Annotated in this window: 15 protein-coding genes; 13 read left to right on the top strand and 2 right to left on the bottom strand. The window is 72.9% G+C overall.

All coding sequences use genetic code 11. From position 1 onward, the window contains the following. Window positions 1-30 precede the first annotated feature (30 nt). The 10 genes from ACIGXJ_RS16995 to ACIGXJ_RS16950 all read left to right on the top strand — a co-directional run bounded on the left by ACIGXJ_RS16995 (window position 31) and on the right by ACIGXJ_RS16950 (window position 9,515). Complete coding sequence (locus ACIGXJ_RS16995; protein WP_399645513.1) at window positions 31-1,020, top strand: ACP S-malonyltransferase; 990 nt, start codon at window positions 31-33, stop codon at window positions 1,018-1,020. Window positions 1,021-1,246: 226 nt separating this feature from the next. Continuing rightward, entirely contained in the window at window positions 1,247-1,507 is a 261-nt protein-coding gene (locus tag ACIGXJ_RS16990) for an acyl carrier protein (protein WP_399645510.1), read from the top strand. An 11-nt stretch (window positions 1,508-1,518) separates the two neighbouring features. Beyond that, window positions 1,519-1,896 carry a 3-hydroxyacyl-ACP dehydratase FabZ family protein gene (locus ACIGXJ_RS16985; RefSeq protein ID WP_399645508.1) on the top strand — a complete coding sequence of 126 codons (378 nt, stop codon included), beginning with the start codon at window positions 1,519-1,521 and terminating at the stop codon, window positions 1,894-1,896. After that, a complete protein-coding gene (locus ACIGXJ_RS16980; RefSeq protein WP_399645505.1) occupies window positions 1,893-2,399 on the top strand; it encodes a 3-hydroxyacyl-ACP dehydratase FabZ family protein in 507 nt (168 codons plus the stop codon). The genes ACIGXJ_RS16985 and ACIGXJ_RS16980 overlap by 4 nt, the downstream gene beginning before the upstream one ends. A gap of 11 nt (window positions 2,400-2,410) precedes the next feature. Then, complete coding sequence (gene fabG, locus ACIGXJ_RS16975) at window positions 2,411-3,151, top strand: 3-oxoacyl-[acyl-carrier-protein] reductase (protein ID WP_399645502.1); 741 nt, start codon at window positions 2,411-2,413, stop codon at window positions 3,149-3,151. After that, entirely contained in the window at window positions 3,144-3,884 is a 741-nt protein-coding gene (locus ACIGXJ_RS16970; protein WP_399645500.1) for a 2-hydroxychromene-2-carboxylate isomerase, read from the top strand. Before fabG ends, ACIGXJ_RS16970 begins: the two co-directional genes overlap by 8 nt. A gap of 73 nt (window positions 3,885-3,957) precedes the next feature. Continuing rightward, window positions 3,958-4,944, top strand: a complete 987-nt coding sequence (locus tag ACIGXJ_RS16965; RefSeq protein WP_399645498.1) for an alpha/beta hydrolase — start codon at window positions 3,958-3,960, stop codon at window positions 4,942-4,944. A gap of 7 nt (window positions 4,945-4,951) precedes the next feature. Beyond that, a complete protein-coding gene (locus ACIGXJ_RS16960; protein ID WP_399645496.1) occupies window positions 4,952-5,482 on the top strand; it encodes a hypothetical protein in 531 nt (176 codons plus the stop codon). A gap of 152 nt (window positions 5,483-5,634) precedes the next feature. After that, a complete protein-coding gene (locus ACIGXJ_RS16955) occupies window positions 5,635-7,224 on the top strand; it encodes a DHA2 family efflux MFS transporter permease subunit (RefSeq protein WP_399645494.1) in 1,590 nt (529 codons plus the stop codon). A gap of 119 nt (window positions 7,225-7,343) precedes the next feature. Beyond that, window positions 7,344-9,515: a DEAD/DEAH box helicase gene (locus ACIGXJ_RS16950; protein ID WP_399645491.1), complete on the top strand. Its 2,172-nt coding sequence runs from the start codon at window positions 7,344-7,346 to the stop codon at window positions 9,513-9,515. Between the two features lie 6 nt (window positions 9,516-9,521). Here the strand turns inward: ACIGXJ_RS16950 and ACIGXJ_RS16945 are convergent, their stop codons facing one another. Continuing rightward, on the bottom strand, window positions 9,522-10,433 hold the full coding sequence (locus ACIGXJ_RS16945; protein ID WP_399645488.1) for a LysR family transcriptional regulator: 912 nt from the start codon (window positions 10,431-10,433) through the stop codon (window positions 9,522-9,524). A gap of 157 nt (window positions 10,434-10,590) precedes the next feature. Here ACIGXJ_RS16945 and ACIGXJ_RS16940 point away from each other — a divergent pair, with 157 nt between their 5' ends. After that, window positions 10,591-11,421 carry an SDR family NAD(P)-dependent oxidoreductase gene (locus ACIGXJ_RS16940; protein ID WP_399645485.1) on the top strand — a complete coding sequence of 277 codons (831 nt, stop codon included), beginning with the start codon at window positions 10,591-10,593 and terminating at the stop codon, window positions 11,419-11,421. A gap of 7 nt (window positions 11,422-11,428) precedes the next feature. Here ACIGXJ_RS16940 and ACIGXJ_RS16935 read toward each other — a convergent pair whose 3' ends face one another. Continuing rightward, window positions 11,429-12,403 carry an SMP-30/gluconolactonase/LRE family protein gene (locus ACIGXJ_RS16935; protein ID WP_399645482.1) on the bottom strand — a complete coding sequence of 325 codons (975 nt, stop codon included), beginning with the start codon at window positions 12,401-12,403 and terminating at the stop codon, window positions 11,429-11,431. A 111-nt stretch (window positions 12,404-12,514) separates the two neighbouring features. On the opposite strand from ACIGXJ_RS16935, the gene ACIGXJ_RS16930 reads away from it, so the two are divergent. Both ACIGXJ_RS16930 and ACIGXJ_RS16925 read left to right on the top strand, forming a co-directional pair. Then, window positions 12,515-12,955, top strand: a complete 441-nt coding sequence (locus ACIGXJ_RS16930; protein WP_399645479.1) for a MarR family winged helix-turn-helix transcriptional regulator — start codon at window positions 12,515-12,517, stop codon at window positions 12,953-12,955. A 204-nt stretch (window positions 12,956-13,159) separates the two neighbouring features. Further along, window positions 13,160-14,746, top strand: coding sequence for a S8 family peptidase (locus tag ACIGXJ_RS16925; protein ID WP_399645476.1), 1,587 nt, complete (start codon window positions 13,160-13,162; stop codon window positions 14,744-14,746). Window positions 14,747-14,858 lie beyond the last annotated feature (112 nt).

Here is a 14,858-nt window from a genome sequence, read left to right as displayed (position 1 = left end):
GGACGCGCGCAAGGAGACGGAGACCGAGGGATGTCGCAGGACGCGAGGGACGAGGACGGGAGGGAGGCAGACGTGATGGAGGACGACGCGATGACCACCGAGGCGGGCGCGACCGCACTGCTCTTCCCCGGGCAGGGCACCCAACGGCAGGGCATGGGCGAGCCGTGGCGCGCCACCGAGTCCTGGGAGCTGGTGCCCGAGCTGTCCGAGCTGACCGGCACGGACGTCGAGGAACTGCTGCTGAAGGCCGACGACGACACACTGCGCCGCACCGACCTCGCGCAGATCGCCGTCTTCGCCGTCTCGCTCATGGCGTACGAGGAGGCCGTGCGGCTCGGCCTGGCCGGCCGGGACGCCGTGTGCGCCGGGCACAGCCTCGGCGAGTACACCGCCCTGGTCGCCGCGGGCGCGCTGTCCTACCGGGACGCCGCCCGGCTCGTCGCCGCCCGCGGGAGCGCGATGCGCGACGCGGCGGCCGAGCGGCAGGGCACCATGGCCGTCCTGTTCGGGGTCGAGGAGGAGGCCGCCGCGCACGCCACCGAGGCGGCCCGGGAGGCGGGTGACCCGGTGTGGGTCGCCAACCTCAACTCCCCGGGCCAGGTGGTGCTCTCGGGCACCGAGGCGGGCCTCGACCACGCGGCCCGGCTGCTCCAGGCGCCCGGGGTGAAGAGGATCTCCATCCCGGTGGGCGGGGCCTTCCACAGCCCGCTGATGGCCCCGGCCGCCGAACGGCTCGAACAGGCCCTCGCGGGGGCGGAGTTCATCTCCACCGGGGGCTGCGTGGTGGCGAACGTGGACGCCGCCGCGCACTCCGAGGCCGCCGACTGGCCGCGGCTCCTCGTCCGGCAGCTGGTGAGCCCGGTCCGCTGGGAGGACGGCGTGCGGACGCTGCTCGGCCCGCTGGGCCGCCGTCGCCTGGTCGAGATCGGGCCCGGCAAGACCCTGACCGGACTTGTGCGCCGGATCAGCAGAGAACCCGAGGTGGTCACGTTCAACGCGCCCGACGCCGTGCGCGGCTGACCACCCCACGACCCGGCGTACGGGCCCTCCGTACGCCTCGGAAAGACCGGAACAGACGAACACCGGAAGACCGGAACACCGGAACACCGGAAGACCGGAAGACCGGAAGACCGGAAGACCGGAAGACCGGAAGACCGGAAGACCGGAAGACCGGAAGACCGGAAGACCGGAAGACCGGAACACCGGCACACCGGAACACCGCAAGACACGAAGACAGGAGACTGACATGTCCAACACCGCAGCCACCGCCCTCGACAAGGAGGACCTGCGCCGGACGGTCGCGGACGTCCTCGACGTGGACGAGGCCGAACTGACCGACGAGGCGCACTTCGTCGACGACCTCGGCGTCGACTCGCTGATGGCCCTCGAGGTCATGGTGGTCCTGGAGAAGAAGTACGCGGTCAAGCTCGACGAGTCGGAGCTCAAGGAGGTCATCAGCCTGCAGAAGGCCCACGACCTGCTGGCCGACAAGCTCCGGGCCGCCTGATGCCGGCACCGATGGCGACGCCCGTCCAGAGCGTGCCCGAGGTCGTGTCGGCCGGGCCCGCCGCGGCGAGCACACGGGTGCCGGTGGGACCGGGGGAGCGCGTCTTCCCCGGCCACTACCCCGGCTTCCCGATCTTCCCGGGCGTCTGCGTGGTGGAGCACGTCCACCTCAGCGCGCTGGCCGCGCCCCCGGAGCCGGGCCTGCGGCTGCGCCTGGAGGCCATCGAGTCGACGCGCTTCCTCAGCCCCGTGTTCCCCGGCGACGAGCTCACGGTCGAGCTCACCTGGGAGCACAAGAACGGCCGCTGGCGCTGCAAGGGCGTCGCCGGCACCGCCCGTGGCCGGGCCGCGGCGGTCCGGCTGCGCTTCGACGACGGGAGTGGCCGGTGATCGGCATCAGTGAGATCAAGCGGATCCTGCCGCACCGCTACCCGATGCTGCTCGTCGACCGGGTCGACGAGCTCGTCCCCGGCGAGCGGCTCGTGGCCCGCAAGGCCGTCACCGCCAACGAGCCCTGGTACCAGGACATCTCGGCCGGAGCCGACGACGAGCAGCACGCCTACCCCTCCGTGCTGCTCGTCGAGTCCTGGTGCCAGTCGGCCGGTGTGCTCGCCGCCTGGGACGAACCGAACCCGGACGTGCTCGCGGGCCAGGTGATGCTCTTCGGCGGCATCGCGGACGTGGTGTTCCGGCGGCCGGTGCTGCCCGGCGAGGTGGTCGAGCACCGGGTCCGCCTGGTCCGGGCCCTCAGCGACACGGTGATCTTCGAGGGCGAGGCGCTGGTGGACGGCGAGCCGGTGATGGAGGTCGGCCGGGTGGTCATGGCCCTGCGCCCGGCCGAGGAACTCACCGGCGCCGCACCCGAGGCGCCCGCCGCCAACGCGACGACGTAAGGACTGAGCAGATGTCAGCGACAACACGCAAGGTGGCCCTGGTCACCGGTGGTACCCGGGGGATCGGCCGGGCCACGGTGCTGCGCCTGGCGCGGGACGGCCACGACGTGGCGTTCTGCTACCGGTCGCGGCCGGACGCCGCGCAGGAGCTGGAGAAGGAGGTGTCCGAGCTCGGCGTGCGCGTGTACAGCGCCCAGGCCGACGTCGCGACGGCGGACTCGGTGCGCGACCTCGTGGCCACCGTGCAGGACCGGCTCGGCGAGATCGACATCCTGGTGACCTCGGCCGGCATCGTCCGCGACCAGCCCCTGATGCTCATGGCGGACGAGGACTGGCACCAGGTCCTCGACACCAACCTGGACGGCACCTACCACGCCTGCCGCGCGGTGATCTTCGAGATGATGAAGCGCAAGTCCGGCTGCATCGTGAACATCTCCTCCATCGCCGGTGTCTACGGCAACCCGACGCAGAGCAACTACTCCGCGTCCAAGGCCGGGATCATCGGCTTCACCAAGGCCCTGGCCAAGGAGGTGGGCCGGTACGGGATCCGCGCCAACGTCGTGGCCCCCGGCTTCATCGAGACCGACATGACGGCGACGCTCGCGGACAAGGTCAAGGAGCAGGCCGTGCGGAGCGTCCCGCTGCGCCGGCTCGGCCGGCCCGAGGAGGTCGCGGACATGGTGTCGTTCCTGGTCGGCGCGGAGTACGTGACCGGGTCCGTGTTCCAGGTGGACGGGGGCCTCGTTGTCTGAGGCGCGTACCGCGGCGGCCGGGCGCGGACGGGCCTCCGCGCCGCCGCGGTTCTACTTCTCCCTGCGCAGCCCCTACTCCTGGCTCGCCTACCGCGATCTCCTCGACCGGTACGACGGGCTCGCCGACCGGCTCGAGTGGCGGCCGTTCTTCGAACCGGACGAGCTCAGCGCGAAGGCCCTCGCCGAGGCCGGCGGCAGCTTCAGCTATGTGGCCATGTCACGGGCCAAGCACCTGTACATCCTCCAGGACGTCCGCCGCCTGACGCGCGAGCGGGGCCTTCGGATGACGTGGCCCGTGGACCGCGACCCCGTCTGGGAAGTGCCGCACCTGGCCTATCTGGCGGCAGCGGACGAGGGGCGGGGCAGGGACTTCGTCGACGCCGCCTACCGGGCCCGCTGGCAGGAGGGGCGGGACATCTGCGACCGGGCGGTCGTCGGGGAACTGGCACGCGAACTGGGCCTGGACGCCGACCGGCTGGCCTCGGCGGCGGACGACCCCGGCTTCCGCGCCCGCGGTGTCCAGGCGCTGCTCGCGGTGGACCGGGACGGCGTCTTCGGAGTGCCGTTCTTCGTCGACCGCTACGACAAGTACTGGGGGACCGACCGGCTGGCCGCCTTCGCCGAGGCGGTGACCGCCCGGACCGCACCGCCGGCCGAACCGCCCCGGGCGGCACCCGAGGAGCACGTCCCGGCGCCGGCAGGTGACGCGGGGCACGCCGGGGGCTGCGGGTAACTCCCGCGTCCCGCAAGGCGCGTAGGCATAATGAGGCCCGCCGGGAGCGAGGCTTGAACGGGGAGGAAGTCACGTGGACCGTACTCTGCACGACTCCGCATCGGCCGACGGCGGGGCGACACCGCCCTCTGCGCCGGCTCGGCGCCGTCCGAGCCTGCTGACCAGGGCGCTCGCCACCCTGGCCGTGCCGGTGGTGCCGCTGTACGCCACGGCTCTGTCGTACCTCGTCTACCACCCGCCGCGGCGGCCGCACCACCGCACGCCCGAGCAGTTCGGGCTCCCCAGCCAGGAGTTGTCGGTGCCGCTGGACGGCAGGCCCGCCGGCAAGGGGCGGAGCCTGCACGTCTGGCTCTGCCCCGGCAGCGCGGACCGGGTCGTGGTGATCGGGCACGGCATCGGCCTGAGCAAGTCGGCGAGCCTGGCCCAGGCGCGGTTCCTGCATGAGGCCGGTTACACGGTGGCGCTGTTCGACCACCGCAACCACGGCCGCAGCGCCACGGACCGGGCCTTCTGGGGGCTCAGTGCCCGGCACACCGACGACGTGGCGGCGGTGGTCGGCCATCTGCGCGGCGAGGCCGGGTACGCCGACGCCAGGTTCGCGGTCTTCGGGTTCTCCTTCTCCACCTTCCCGTCGCTGTACCTGCTGCGCAGGCCCGACTGCGGGGTGGACGCGATCGTGTGCGACAGCGGCCCCGCCCTCGAACTGCCGCCGCTGTTCCGCAACTTCATCATGGTGAAGGGCGTGCCCGTACCGGCACCGCTGCGCACCGAGCCCTCCCTCGGCCTGCTCAGCCGCGTGTTCGGGTCGGTCGGCACGGCCATGCTGCAGGCCCAGTGGCCGCCCCCGGCCGAGGGCGCGTATCTGCGCACCCCCGTGCTGATGCTGGCCGGCGACAGCGACAGCGTCATCCCGCTGGAAGGGGTGCGGTCCCTCGCCGCGCTCTATCCCAAGGCGGAGGTACGGGTGCTGCCGGACACCGAGCACCTGCAGGGCATGAAGACCGCCCCGGACGAGTACGCCTCCGCCGTACTGGACTTCCTCAAGCGGGCGCTGGGGTGACGGCGCGGTGATCGAGCCCAGGGTCTGGGGCGCCCGCCCCGACGAGCTCAGCGCCGGCTACCCCTGCGACGTGCTGCTGCCGGGGCCGGCCGAGGAGTGGTTCCGGGCGGTGTCGGTACGGGCGGACCGGAGCACCGTCTTCCGCTGGCTGTGCCAGCTGAAGGTGGCCCCGTACAGCTACGACAGCCTCGACAACTTCGGCCGGCGCAGCCCCCGGACCCTGACCCCCGGCGCGGAGGTGCTGGAGCGCGGCCAGCGGGTCATGACGATCTTCAGGCTGACGGACTTCGAGGCGGACCGCCATCTCACGATGCTCCTGGACACCCCGTGGGCCCGGCGCGCCTTCGGCGACTTCGCGATCAGCTACACCGTGCACGACGACGGGCCCGGCACCACCCGCCTGGTGGTCAAGATGCGGGTGCGCCACCGTGGCCCGCTCGGCTGGGTGCACGGCCGGGTGATGGTCTGGGGCGACCTGCTGATGATGCGGCGCCAGCTGCTCACCCTGGGCCGGCTCGCGGAGCGGACTGGCAGCTAACTGCCAGCCGTTCATGATCCGTTGACTCCCGCTCGGCGGCCCGAGAACGATGGCCGTACGCGGTGACGGCCGCGGCGGGCCGCGCACCGGGGGAGTGAGGGAACCTCCGCCCGGGACGGGCCGTGAAGGCCAAGCGGAGAGGTCGAAGTCACGTGGCCCAGCAGCTCGCCGGACACCGGTCGGAACGGGAGGCGGCATCCCCCGCCGGGAGCGTCGGCCTGCGCAGATGGCTGGCGCTGGGGGTGCTCGTCCTCGCCCAGCTCGCCGTCTGGCTCGACAACACCATCCTGAACGTCGCCCTCAACACCCTGGCCTCACCCGACGAGGGGCTCGCGGCGACCACCAACCAGCTCCAGTGGAGCATCAGTTCCTACACCCTGATCTTCGCCGTGATGCTGTTCACCGGCGGTGTGCTCGGCGACCGCTACGGCCACCGCAGGGTGCTGAACACCGGCCTGCTGGTCTTCGGCGCCGCCTCCTTCTGGGCGGCCATGTCGACCAGTGCACCGGAGCTGATCGTCGCCCGCGGCGCGATGGGCGTCGGCAGCGCGCTGATCATGCCGGCCACCCTGTCGCTGATCTCGGCGGTCTTCGACGCGCGCGAGCGCGCGATGGCCATCGCGATCTGGTCCGGGTGCAGCGGCCTCGCCATCGCGGCCGGTCCGCTCGTCGGCGGGGCCCTCCTGGAGCGCTTCTGGTGGGGCTCGGTCTTCCTGGTGAACGTGCCGATCGTGGCCGTGGCGCTGATCGGCGCGGTGATCCTGCTGCCGGCGGCGCGCACCAAGGTCCGCACGGCGCTCGATCCGCTCGGGGTGCTCCTGTCGACGGCCGGCCTCGGAGCCGTGGTCTACGGCATCATCGAGGGCGGCCACCGCAGCGACTGGACCGGCGCGGCGGTGCTCGGTTCGCTGATCGGCGGACTGCTCGTCCTCGTCGCCTTCGTCTGGACCGAACTGCGGGTCGCCGGCCCCAGCTTCGACCTGCGGCTGTTCCGCAGCAACGAGTTCACGGGCGCGAGCGTCTCGGTGATGCTCACCTTCTTCAGCCTCAGCGGATCGATGTTCTACACCTCCTTCTATCTGCAGGGAGTGCGGGGCCAGACGCCGTTCGAGGCGGGCCTGAACCTCGTCCCCGTGGCCGTCGGCGTGCTGCTCGGCGCCCCGGTCTCGGCCCGTCTGGTCCGCGGCCTCGGGGTAGGGCGGGTCGTCTCGCTCGCCATGGTGACCGCCGCGGTCACCTTCCTGGCGTACGTCCGGCTGGACCTGGACACCGCCATGGTGTGGTTCTGGCTGCTCATGCTGGTGCAGGGCCTCGCCATGGGCGCGGCCGTCGCACCCACCACCGAGGCGATCATGGCGGTGCTGCCGCAGGAGCGTACGGGCGCGGGCTCCGCGGTCAACAACTCCATGCGCCAGATCGGCGGTGTCCTCGGCGTCGCCGTCCTCGGCTCGCTGCTGACCAGCGCCTACGGCTCCGACGTGGAGCGGAGCCTGGCCGGCCTCCCCGCACCGGCGGCCGAGACGGCACGCCAGTCCGCCGAGGCGACGCGCCAGGTCGCCGCCGAGGCACATCTGCCGCGGCTGGTGGACGCGGCGAACGACAGCTTCCTGCACGCCATGCATCTGACCTCGGTGGTCGGTGCGGGGGTCGCCGCACTCGGCGCCCTCGTCGTCTTCCTCACCTTCCGCCGCAGCACCGCGGGCACCCGGCCCGCCGAGGCGCCGCGGCCCGCCGAGTCGTGAGTGCCGCCCCGCCGTGACCGGCCCGGCCACGGGCAAGGAGGTCATGTTCCCCGCGGGCCGTGAGAGGCGATGGCACGATGCCTCACAGCACAGTGCGTACAGCGGGGAGCGGGGCGGGGATGGGGCGCGGGGAGCGGGAGGCCGTCGGGCGGGCGCGGGAGCTGGCCGGTGCGGCCGCGCGGGTCGTCGAGGACCATGAGCGGGCCGTGGACGCGGTCCGGGACGCGCTGCGGCCGATCCAGGAGGAGCTGGTCGAGCGGGAGCTGGACACCATCCCCGTGGCCCGGCTCAAGGACGTCACCGAGGGACGGCTCAGGCTCGGAGAGCTGGAGAAGGGCGGGTTCCGGACGGTACGGGCCGTGCTGGACGCCGGGCCCTACCGGCTGCGGCAGACGCCCGGGGTGGGGCAGCGCACCGCGGACCAGGCGTTCGCGTCGGCGCGGCAGATCGCCGACGCCGTGCGCGAGACGGTCGCCGTACGCATCGACGTGGACCGGCCCGAGCCGCGGACGACCGCCCTGGTGCGGGCACTGCACGTGCTGGTGGAGGCCGGACCGCAGGCCCGGCGGGCGGCCGAGACCGGGGCGGGGCTCGCCGCGCGGCTCGAAGCCCTGCTGGAGGAGGCCCGGCCCGTGTCGGGCGCGCTGCGGATGCTGTTCGCCGGACGGGCGGGCCGGTTGCGGGCGCTCGCGGCCGTCGACGAACTGCGGCGGCTCGTCGAGGAGGCCGAACGGGACGGCGTACCGCAGCTGTTGGCGCAGACGTCCGTCGACCTGCTGCGCGGCCCCGACACCGACCTCGCCGCCTGGGTCGACTTCGAACTGCGCGCCTCGGACTACTACGGGCTGCTCGCGGACATCTCCGGCCGCGGCCCCGACAGCGCGGCGGCCGAGGGCTTCCTGCCCGACGACGTCGCCGCGCGGGTGCGGCAGCAGCGGCTGGACGACGGGCACCTGCGCGTGTCGCTGCGCGGTTACCAGGCGTTCGGGGCGCGGTTCGCGCTCGCCCAGCGGCGGGTCGTCCTGGGCGACGAGATGGGGCTCGGCAAGACCGTCCAGGCGATCGCGGCGCTCGCGCACCTGGCAGCCGAGGGGCAGAGCCACTTCATGGTGGTCTGCCCGGCGAGCGTACTGATCAACTGGACCCGCGAGATCGAGGCCCGCAGCACTCTGCGCCCCATGCCGCTGCACGGGCCCGACCGGCAGGAGGCGTTCGCCGACTGGAAGGGGCGCGGCGGGGTCGCGGTCACCACGTTCGACGCGCTGCGCGGCTTTCCCACGCCCGGCGGCGGGGAGCTCGCCCTGCTCGTCGTCGACGAGGCGCACTACGTCAAGAACCCGCAGACACGGCGTACGGCGACGGTGACCGCGTGGGCCGAGCGGTGCGAGCGCGTGCTGTTCCTGACCGGGACACCGATGGAGAACCGCGTCGCCGAGTTCCGCCATCTGGTGCGCATCCTCAGGCCCGACCTCACCGAGGTGGCCGACGGGCAGGACGCACAGGCCTCGGTGGCCGGCTCCAAGGCGTTCCGCAAGGCGGTCGCACCCGTGTATCTGCGCCGCAACCAGCAGGACGTCCTCACCGAACTGCCCTCCCTGCAGCACACCGACGAGTGGGAGGAGCTCAGCGCCCCGGACGAGGAGGCGTACCGGCAGGCGGTCCGGGACGGCAACTTCATGGCCATGCGGCGGGCGGCGTACGCGCGCCCGGAGCGGTCGGCGAAGCTGCAGCGGCTGCGCGAACTGGTCGGGGAGGCAGCCGACAGCGGTCTGAAGATGGTGGTCTTCTCCGCCTTCCGGGACGTGCTCGGCACGGTCCAGGACGCGCTCGGCGCCGCCGGGACACCGCTCTTCGGGCCGATCACCGGCAGTGTCCCGCCCGCGCGGCGGCAGCGGACCGTCGACGAGTTCTCCGCCGCGACGGGGCACGCGGTGCTGCTCGCGCAGATCGAGGCCGGCGGGGTGGGCCTGAACATGCAGGCCGCGTCCGTGGTCGTGCTGTGCGAGCCGCAGATCAAGCCGACCATCGAGCACCAGGCCGTGGCCCGCGCCCACCGTATGGGCCAGGTCCGCCCGGTCCAGGTGCACCGGCTGCTCGCCACCGGCGGGGTCGACGAGCGCATGGTCCGCATGCTGGAGACCAAGTCCCGCCTCTTCGACGCCTACGCCCGCCGCAGCGAGGTCGCCGAGTCGACGCCGGACGCGCTGGACGTCTCCGACGTGTCCCTGGCCCGCCGGATCGTGGAGGAGGAACAGGCCCGGCTCGGCATGGCCGCGGCCGAACCCGTCTGAGGCGCCTCACACCCTCCCGGTCACCTGCCGGCACGCCTCCGCGTACGCCCGCACCATCGGCCTGCGCCCCTCCTCGCGGCGCCACGCCAGGGCGTACCGGGTGGGGCCGAGGCCGGTGACGGGGCGGGTGGTGACACCGCCGAGGGTGATGAGCGGGGCGTTGCCCTCGGCGATGAGGCAGACGCCGAGCCCGCCGACCAGCGCCTCGTACGTCTCCTCCGTGCTGGCGACCTCGGCGCCGATGCGCGGGGCGCGGCCGTCGCGGGCGTCGGCGCCGAGCCAGAAGTCACGCAGCCGCCCGGCGCTGCGCGGCAGCGCGAGGAACGGCTCGTCGGCGAGTTCGGCGAAGTCGATCTCGGTGTGCCGGGCGAGGGGGTGGCCGTCGGGCAGGGCGATCAGCCGCCGCTCCTCCACGACCACCGTCCAGGCGTAGCGCTCCTGGTCGGGCAGCGGCAGCCAGACGAACGCCACGTCGCTGTCGCCGTCGGCCAGGCCCGCGGTCGGGTCGTCCCAGGTGATCTGCCGCAGCCGTACGTTCGCCTCGGGGTGGGCGGCGGTGAACCGGGAGCGGATCGCCGGCAGCAGCCCGCCGCGGCCGGGGCTGGTGCTCATGCCCACCCGCAGGGTGCTGCGCTCGGCCTCCCGGGCCTCGGCGACGGCGGCCGCGCCCGCCTCCCAGGCGTCCAGGACCCGCTGGGCGTGGGGGAGCAGCGCGCTGCCCGCGGGCGTCAGTTCCACGCCCTGGGTGTCGCGGCGGAACAGCTGCACGCCGAGCTGTTTCTCCAGGGCCCGGATCTGCTTGCTCAGCGCGGGCTGCGACACATACATCCGTTCGGCGGCACGCGTGAAGTGGAGTTCCTCGGCGACCGCGACGAAATACCGCAGGTCGCGTCCGTGTACGTCGGTCGTCATAGCCATCGGTTATCACGGTAGATCTTGGACGTCCCGCTGTCTGCGGAGCAGGGTGGTGCGTGACGGAGAAGGACAGTGTGGGTAACCGGAGCAACCGGGCGCGGATGACCGAGGCAACCGACAGGAACAGGACAGCCGGCCGACGGCCGGGGAGGAGATCCCCATGAACAAGGTGTGGTTCGTGACAGGTGCGAGCAGCGGGTTCGGCCGGGCGATCACCGAGGCGGCCCTCGCCGACGGCGACATCGTCGTGGGTGCCGCGCGCCGGCCCGAGGCGCTGGCCGACCTGGTGGCCGCCCACCCGGACCAGATGGAGACACTGGCCCTCGACGTGACCGACACGGTGGCCGCGGAGGAGGCGCTGCAGGACGTCGTGGTCCGGCACGGACGGATCGACGTGCTGGTGAACAACGCGGGCCGCACCCATGTGGGCGCCTTCGAGGAGACCACGGACGACGAACTGCGGGACCTGTTCGACCTGCACGTCTTCGGCCCGGCGGCGCTGGTGCGGGCGGTGCTGCCGTACATGCGGGAGCGGCGCTCGGGCGCGATCGTGCAGATGTCCAGCATGGGCGGGCAGATGTCGGTGGCGGGCTTCGCGGCGTACAGCGGCACGAAGTTCGCGCTGGAGGGCATGTCCGAGGCGCTCGCGGACGAGGTGCGGGAGTTCGGCATCAAGGTCCTCGTCGTCGAGCCGGGCGCGTTCCGCACCTCGCTGTTCGAGGGCGGCCGGGCCGGGCAGAGCGAGGACACCGGCGTCTACGGCAAGGTCAACCAGACCCGTGCCTTCGTCTCCGGCGGCCACGGCAGCCAGCCCGGCGACCCGGCCAAGCTGGCCTCCCTGCTGATCGCCGCGCTGGAGGCCCCCGAGACCCCGCTGCACCTGCCGGTCGGCGAGGACGCCGTCGCCGCCGTCCTCGGCCACCTCGACCAGGTCCGCGCCGACGTGCAGGCGTGGGAGAAGCGCGCCAAGGACACCGCCTTCGACGAGTGAGCCCCGGTCAGATCCCGCGCACGGCGGCCACGCTGAAGGGCGTCTCGGGCACGCCCGGCCCGAACGGACCGCCCTTGTCGAACTGCGAGCGCACCACCAGCAGCCGCCCCCGGTGCCGTACGAGGGTGGTCGGGATCTGCAGGGCCGGGTCGGTGAGGGTGCGCTCCAGCCGGGCCGTGCGGCCGTCGGGGGCCAGGCGCCAGCGGGTGAGGGTGTCGGTCGCGTTGTGGGCGGCCCACAGGGTGCCGTGGGCCAGTTCGAGGCCGTCGCCGTGGCGCAGGTCGCCGCCCAGCAGCTCGACCCGGCGTACGGCGCCACCGGCCGGGTCCACCCGGAACAGCTCACCGACGGGCATGTCGACGACGAACAGCCGGCGCCCGTCGGTGACGACGCCGTTGAGGCTGAAGGGCGAGCCGGCCGGGCGCGGGGCCAGGGCGCCGCTCAGGTCGTGGGCGACGCGCAGCACGCCGCGGCCCCCGCGGGACACCTCGGCCGGGGTCACGCGGTAGAGCACCGCGCGCACGCTGTCCGTCAGATAGGCCGTGCCGTCCGCCGTGATCGCGAGGTCGTTGACCAGGAACGGCGCCGGGCCGGGCACGTCGAAGCGGGCCAGCAGGTCCCGGGTGCGCGGGTCGTAGACGCAGACGCCGGCCGTGGAGTCGGTCACCCACAGCCGTCCGGCCGCGTCCACCCGCAGTCCGTTGGCGGTGTGCCGCCCGTCGGTCCCGGCGGGCAGCAGCACCTCGGCGGTGCGCCGGCCGGGGCGGGTCCGGTAGACGGTGCCCTCGCCGTACGAACCGACGTAGACGTCACCGGTGCGCGGGTCGAGGGCGATGCCCTCCGGGTAGACGCGGTCCCCGGGGAGCTCGAACGCCGTGGTGATCCCGGGCGCGTCGGCACGGGCGGGGCCCGACACGGCGACCGCGGCCACGGCTGCCGCGGCGGTGGTCAGGAACGTGCGGCGGTGGATCGTACGGGACACGTCGACACCTCTCGTCTTCGACTGCTCACTCAGCGATGTGCACGAATCTAAGTTAGAACTCTAATTATCGTCAATGTCTTAACCCCGATAACGCCCGGTTACCATGCCCGGATGACCTCGATGCCCGCCTCCGAGCGCCTCGGCTCCCACCTCAAGCGGGCCGAACAGGCTCTCAACGCGACCAAGAACGCGGTGCTGAAGCCGACGGGCCTCACCGTCGCGCAGTACGCGGCGCTGCTGCACCTGTCGGAGAACCCCGGCATCTCGGCCGCCGCGCTCGCCCGGCTGTGCGGGGTCACGCCGCCGACGATGAACACCGTGCTGAAGAACCTCCAGGACCGCGCCCTGATCGAGCGCACCCCGCACGAGTGGCACCGCAACGTGCTGGAGACCCGGCTGACCGACGAGGGCCGCGCGGTGATGCGGGACGCCGACGAGCGGGCGGTGCGGGTGGAGCGGGCGCTGGCGGCCGAGTTCACCGACGAGGAGCGGGAGGCGCTCGTCGGACTGCTCGGCCGGTGCGTGGAGCTGCTGGAGCGCGAACGCCCGTAACTGACGGCCGATCATGTCCCGTGGATGGCAGGGCTGTTACATCCGTGCAGGGCCCTTGTGCAATTCCTGCGGAACCCTCAATCTTTCGGCTGACGCACAGGAGCGCCACAGCGGATTGACATGTCCCTGTCGCGCCCGCGGGTGTCTGCTCGATGCACTGTCCCCCACCAGCAGCGCACCACCGATTTGAGGAGGACCCCTCAGATGGCAGCGATGCGTACTCCCGGCGGAACCCCCCGGCGAAGACTGGCCGCGATCGGCGTGGCGGCGAGCGCCGCGCTCACCGCGGGTCTCGTCTCCGCCCTGCCCGCAGGAGCGGCCCCCAGCGCTCCCGAGGGCCGCATCCAGTACGAGGGCGCGGCGAACGCCGTCGCCGACAGCTACATCGTGACCCTCAGGGCCGACCGGGCCCGCTCCGCCACCGCCGCGGGACGCGCCGTGGCCGCCAGGTACGGCGCCGAGATCGAGCGGACGTACACCAAGGCGCTCAACGGCTACGAGATCCAGGCGAGCGAGACCGAGGCCAGGCGCCTCGCCGCCGACCCGGCCGTCGCCTCCGTGGTGCAGAACCGCACCTTCCACATCGACGGCACCCAGCCCAGCCCGCCCTCCTGGGGCCTGGACCGCATCGACCAGCGCGCGCTCCCGCTGAACAGCTCCTACACCTACCCGGACTCCGCCGGCCAGGGCGTCACCGCGTACATCATCGACACCGGTGTCCGCATCACCCACAGCGACTTCGGCGGCCGTGCCTCCTACGGCTACGACGCCGTCGACAACGACAACACCGCCCAGGACGGCAACGGCCACGGCACCCATGTCGCCGGCACGGTCGCGGGCACCTCCTACGGCGTCGCCAAGAAGGCGAGGGTCGTCGGCGTCCGGGTCCTCAACAACTCGGGCTCCGGCACGACCGCCCAGGTCGTCGCCGGCATCGACTGGGTGGCGCGCAACGCCGTCAAGCCGGCCGTCGCCAACATGTCCCTGGGTGGCGGCGCCGACTCCGCGCTCGACACCGCCGTGCGCAACGCCATCGCCGCAGGCGTCACCTTCGCCGTCGCGGCCGGCAACGAGACCACCGACGCCTCCACCCGCTCGCCCGCACGCGTCACCGAGGCGATCACGGTCGGCGCCACCACCAGCTCGGACGCCAAGGCCAGTTACTCCAACTACGGCTCCGTACTGGACCTGTTCGCGCCCGGCTCGTCCATCACCTCGTCCTGGAACAGCAGCGACACCGCCACCAACACCATCTCCGGTACGTCGATGGCGACCCCGCACGTCGCCGGAGCGGCGGCGCTCTACCTCGCCGACAACCCGACGGCGACCCCGTCGCAGGTGAGCAGCGCGCTGGTGGCCGCGGCCACGCCGAACGTGGTCACCAGCCCCGGCAGCGGCTCGCCCAACCGCCTCCTCTACGTCGGCGGCGGCACCACCACCCCGCCCGGGCCGCGCTTCGAGAACACCGGCGACTACGCGATCAACGACAACGCCACCGTCGAGTCGCCGGTCACCGTCTCGGGCGTGTCCGGCAACGCGCCCGCCGCGCTGGCCGTGGAGGTGCACATCGTGCACACCTACATCGGTGACCTCCAGGTCCAGCTGATCGCCCCCGACGGCACCGCCTACACCCTCAAGGGCTACGGCACCGGCGGCAGTTCGGACAACATCGACACCACGTACTCCGTGAACGCCTCCTCCGAGGTCGCGGGCGGTACGTGGAAGCTGAGGGTCAGCGACAACGCCAACTACGACACCGGGCGCATCGACGCCTGGGCCCTGCAGTTCTGACGCCCACCCGGCACTGACCGCGTCCTCCTCGTCCTCGCGGAAGGACCCGGGGCTCTCCGCCCCGGCCCGCCGCGGGGACGAGGCATGTCGTGGCCGCCGGGGGCGGCGCCCC

Source organism: Streptomyces sp. NPDC053367 (assembly GCF_044545925.1).
GTDB lineage: Bacteria > Actinomycetota > Actinomycetes > Streptomycetales > Streptomycetaceae > Streptomyces.
Note: the sequence above shows the minus strand (reverse complement) of the source record. Positions and strands in the feature narration are given on the sequence as shown.

Bases quoted from the DNA above. Each gene is read 5' to 3' on its own strand.
- ACIGXJ_RS16945 (WP_399645488.1), bottom strand. From the start codon at position 10,433: ATGGCTATGACGACCGACGTACACGGACGCGACCTGCGGTATTTCGTC.
- ACIGXJ_RS16995 (WP_399645513.1), top strand. From the start codon at position 31: ATGTCGCAGGACGCGAGGGACGAGGACGGGAGGGAGGCAGACGTGATG.
- ACIGXJ_RS16940 (WP_399645485.1), top strand. From the start codon at position 10,591: ATGAACAAGGTGTGGTTCGTGACAGGTGCGAGCAGCGGGTTCGGCCGG.
- ACIGXJ_RS16930 (WP_399645479.1), top strand. From the start codon at position 12,515: ATGACCTCGATGCCCGCCTCCGAGCGCCTCGGCTCCCACCTCAAGCGG.
- ACIGXJ_RS16950 (WP_399645491.1), top strand. From the start codon at position 7,344: ATGGGGCGCGGGGAGCGGGAGGCCGTCGGGCGGGCGCGGGAGCTGGCC.
- fabG (WP_399645502.1), top strand. From the start codon at position 2,411: ATGTCAGCGACAACACGCAAGGTGGCCCTGGTCACCGGTGGTACCCGG.
- ACIGXJ_RS16925 (WP_399645476.1), top strand. From the start codon at position 13,160: ATGGCAGCGATGCGTACTCCCGGCGGAACCCCCCGGCGAAGACTGGCC.
- ACIGXJ_RS16985 (WP_399645508.1), top strand. From the start codon at position 1,519: ATGGCGACGCCCGTCCAGAGCGTGCCCGAGGTCGTGTCGGCCGGGCCC.
- ACIGXJ_RS16990 (WP_399645510.1), top strand. From the start codon at position 1,247: ATGTCCAACACCGCAGCCACCGCCCTCGACAAGGAGGACCTGCGCCGG.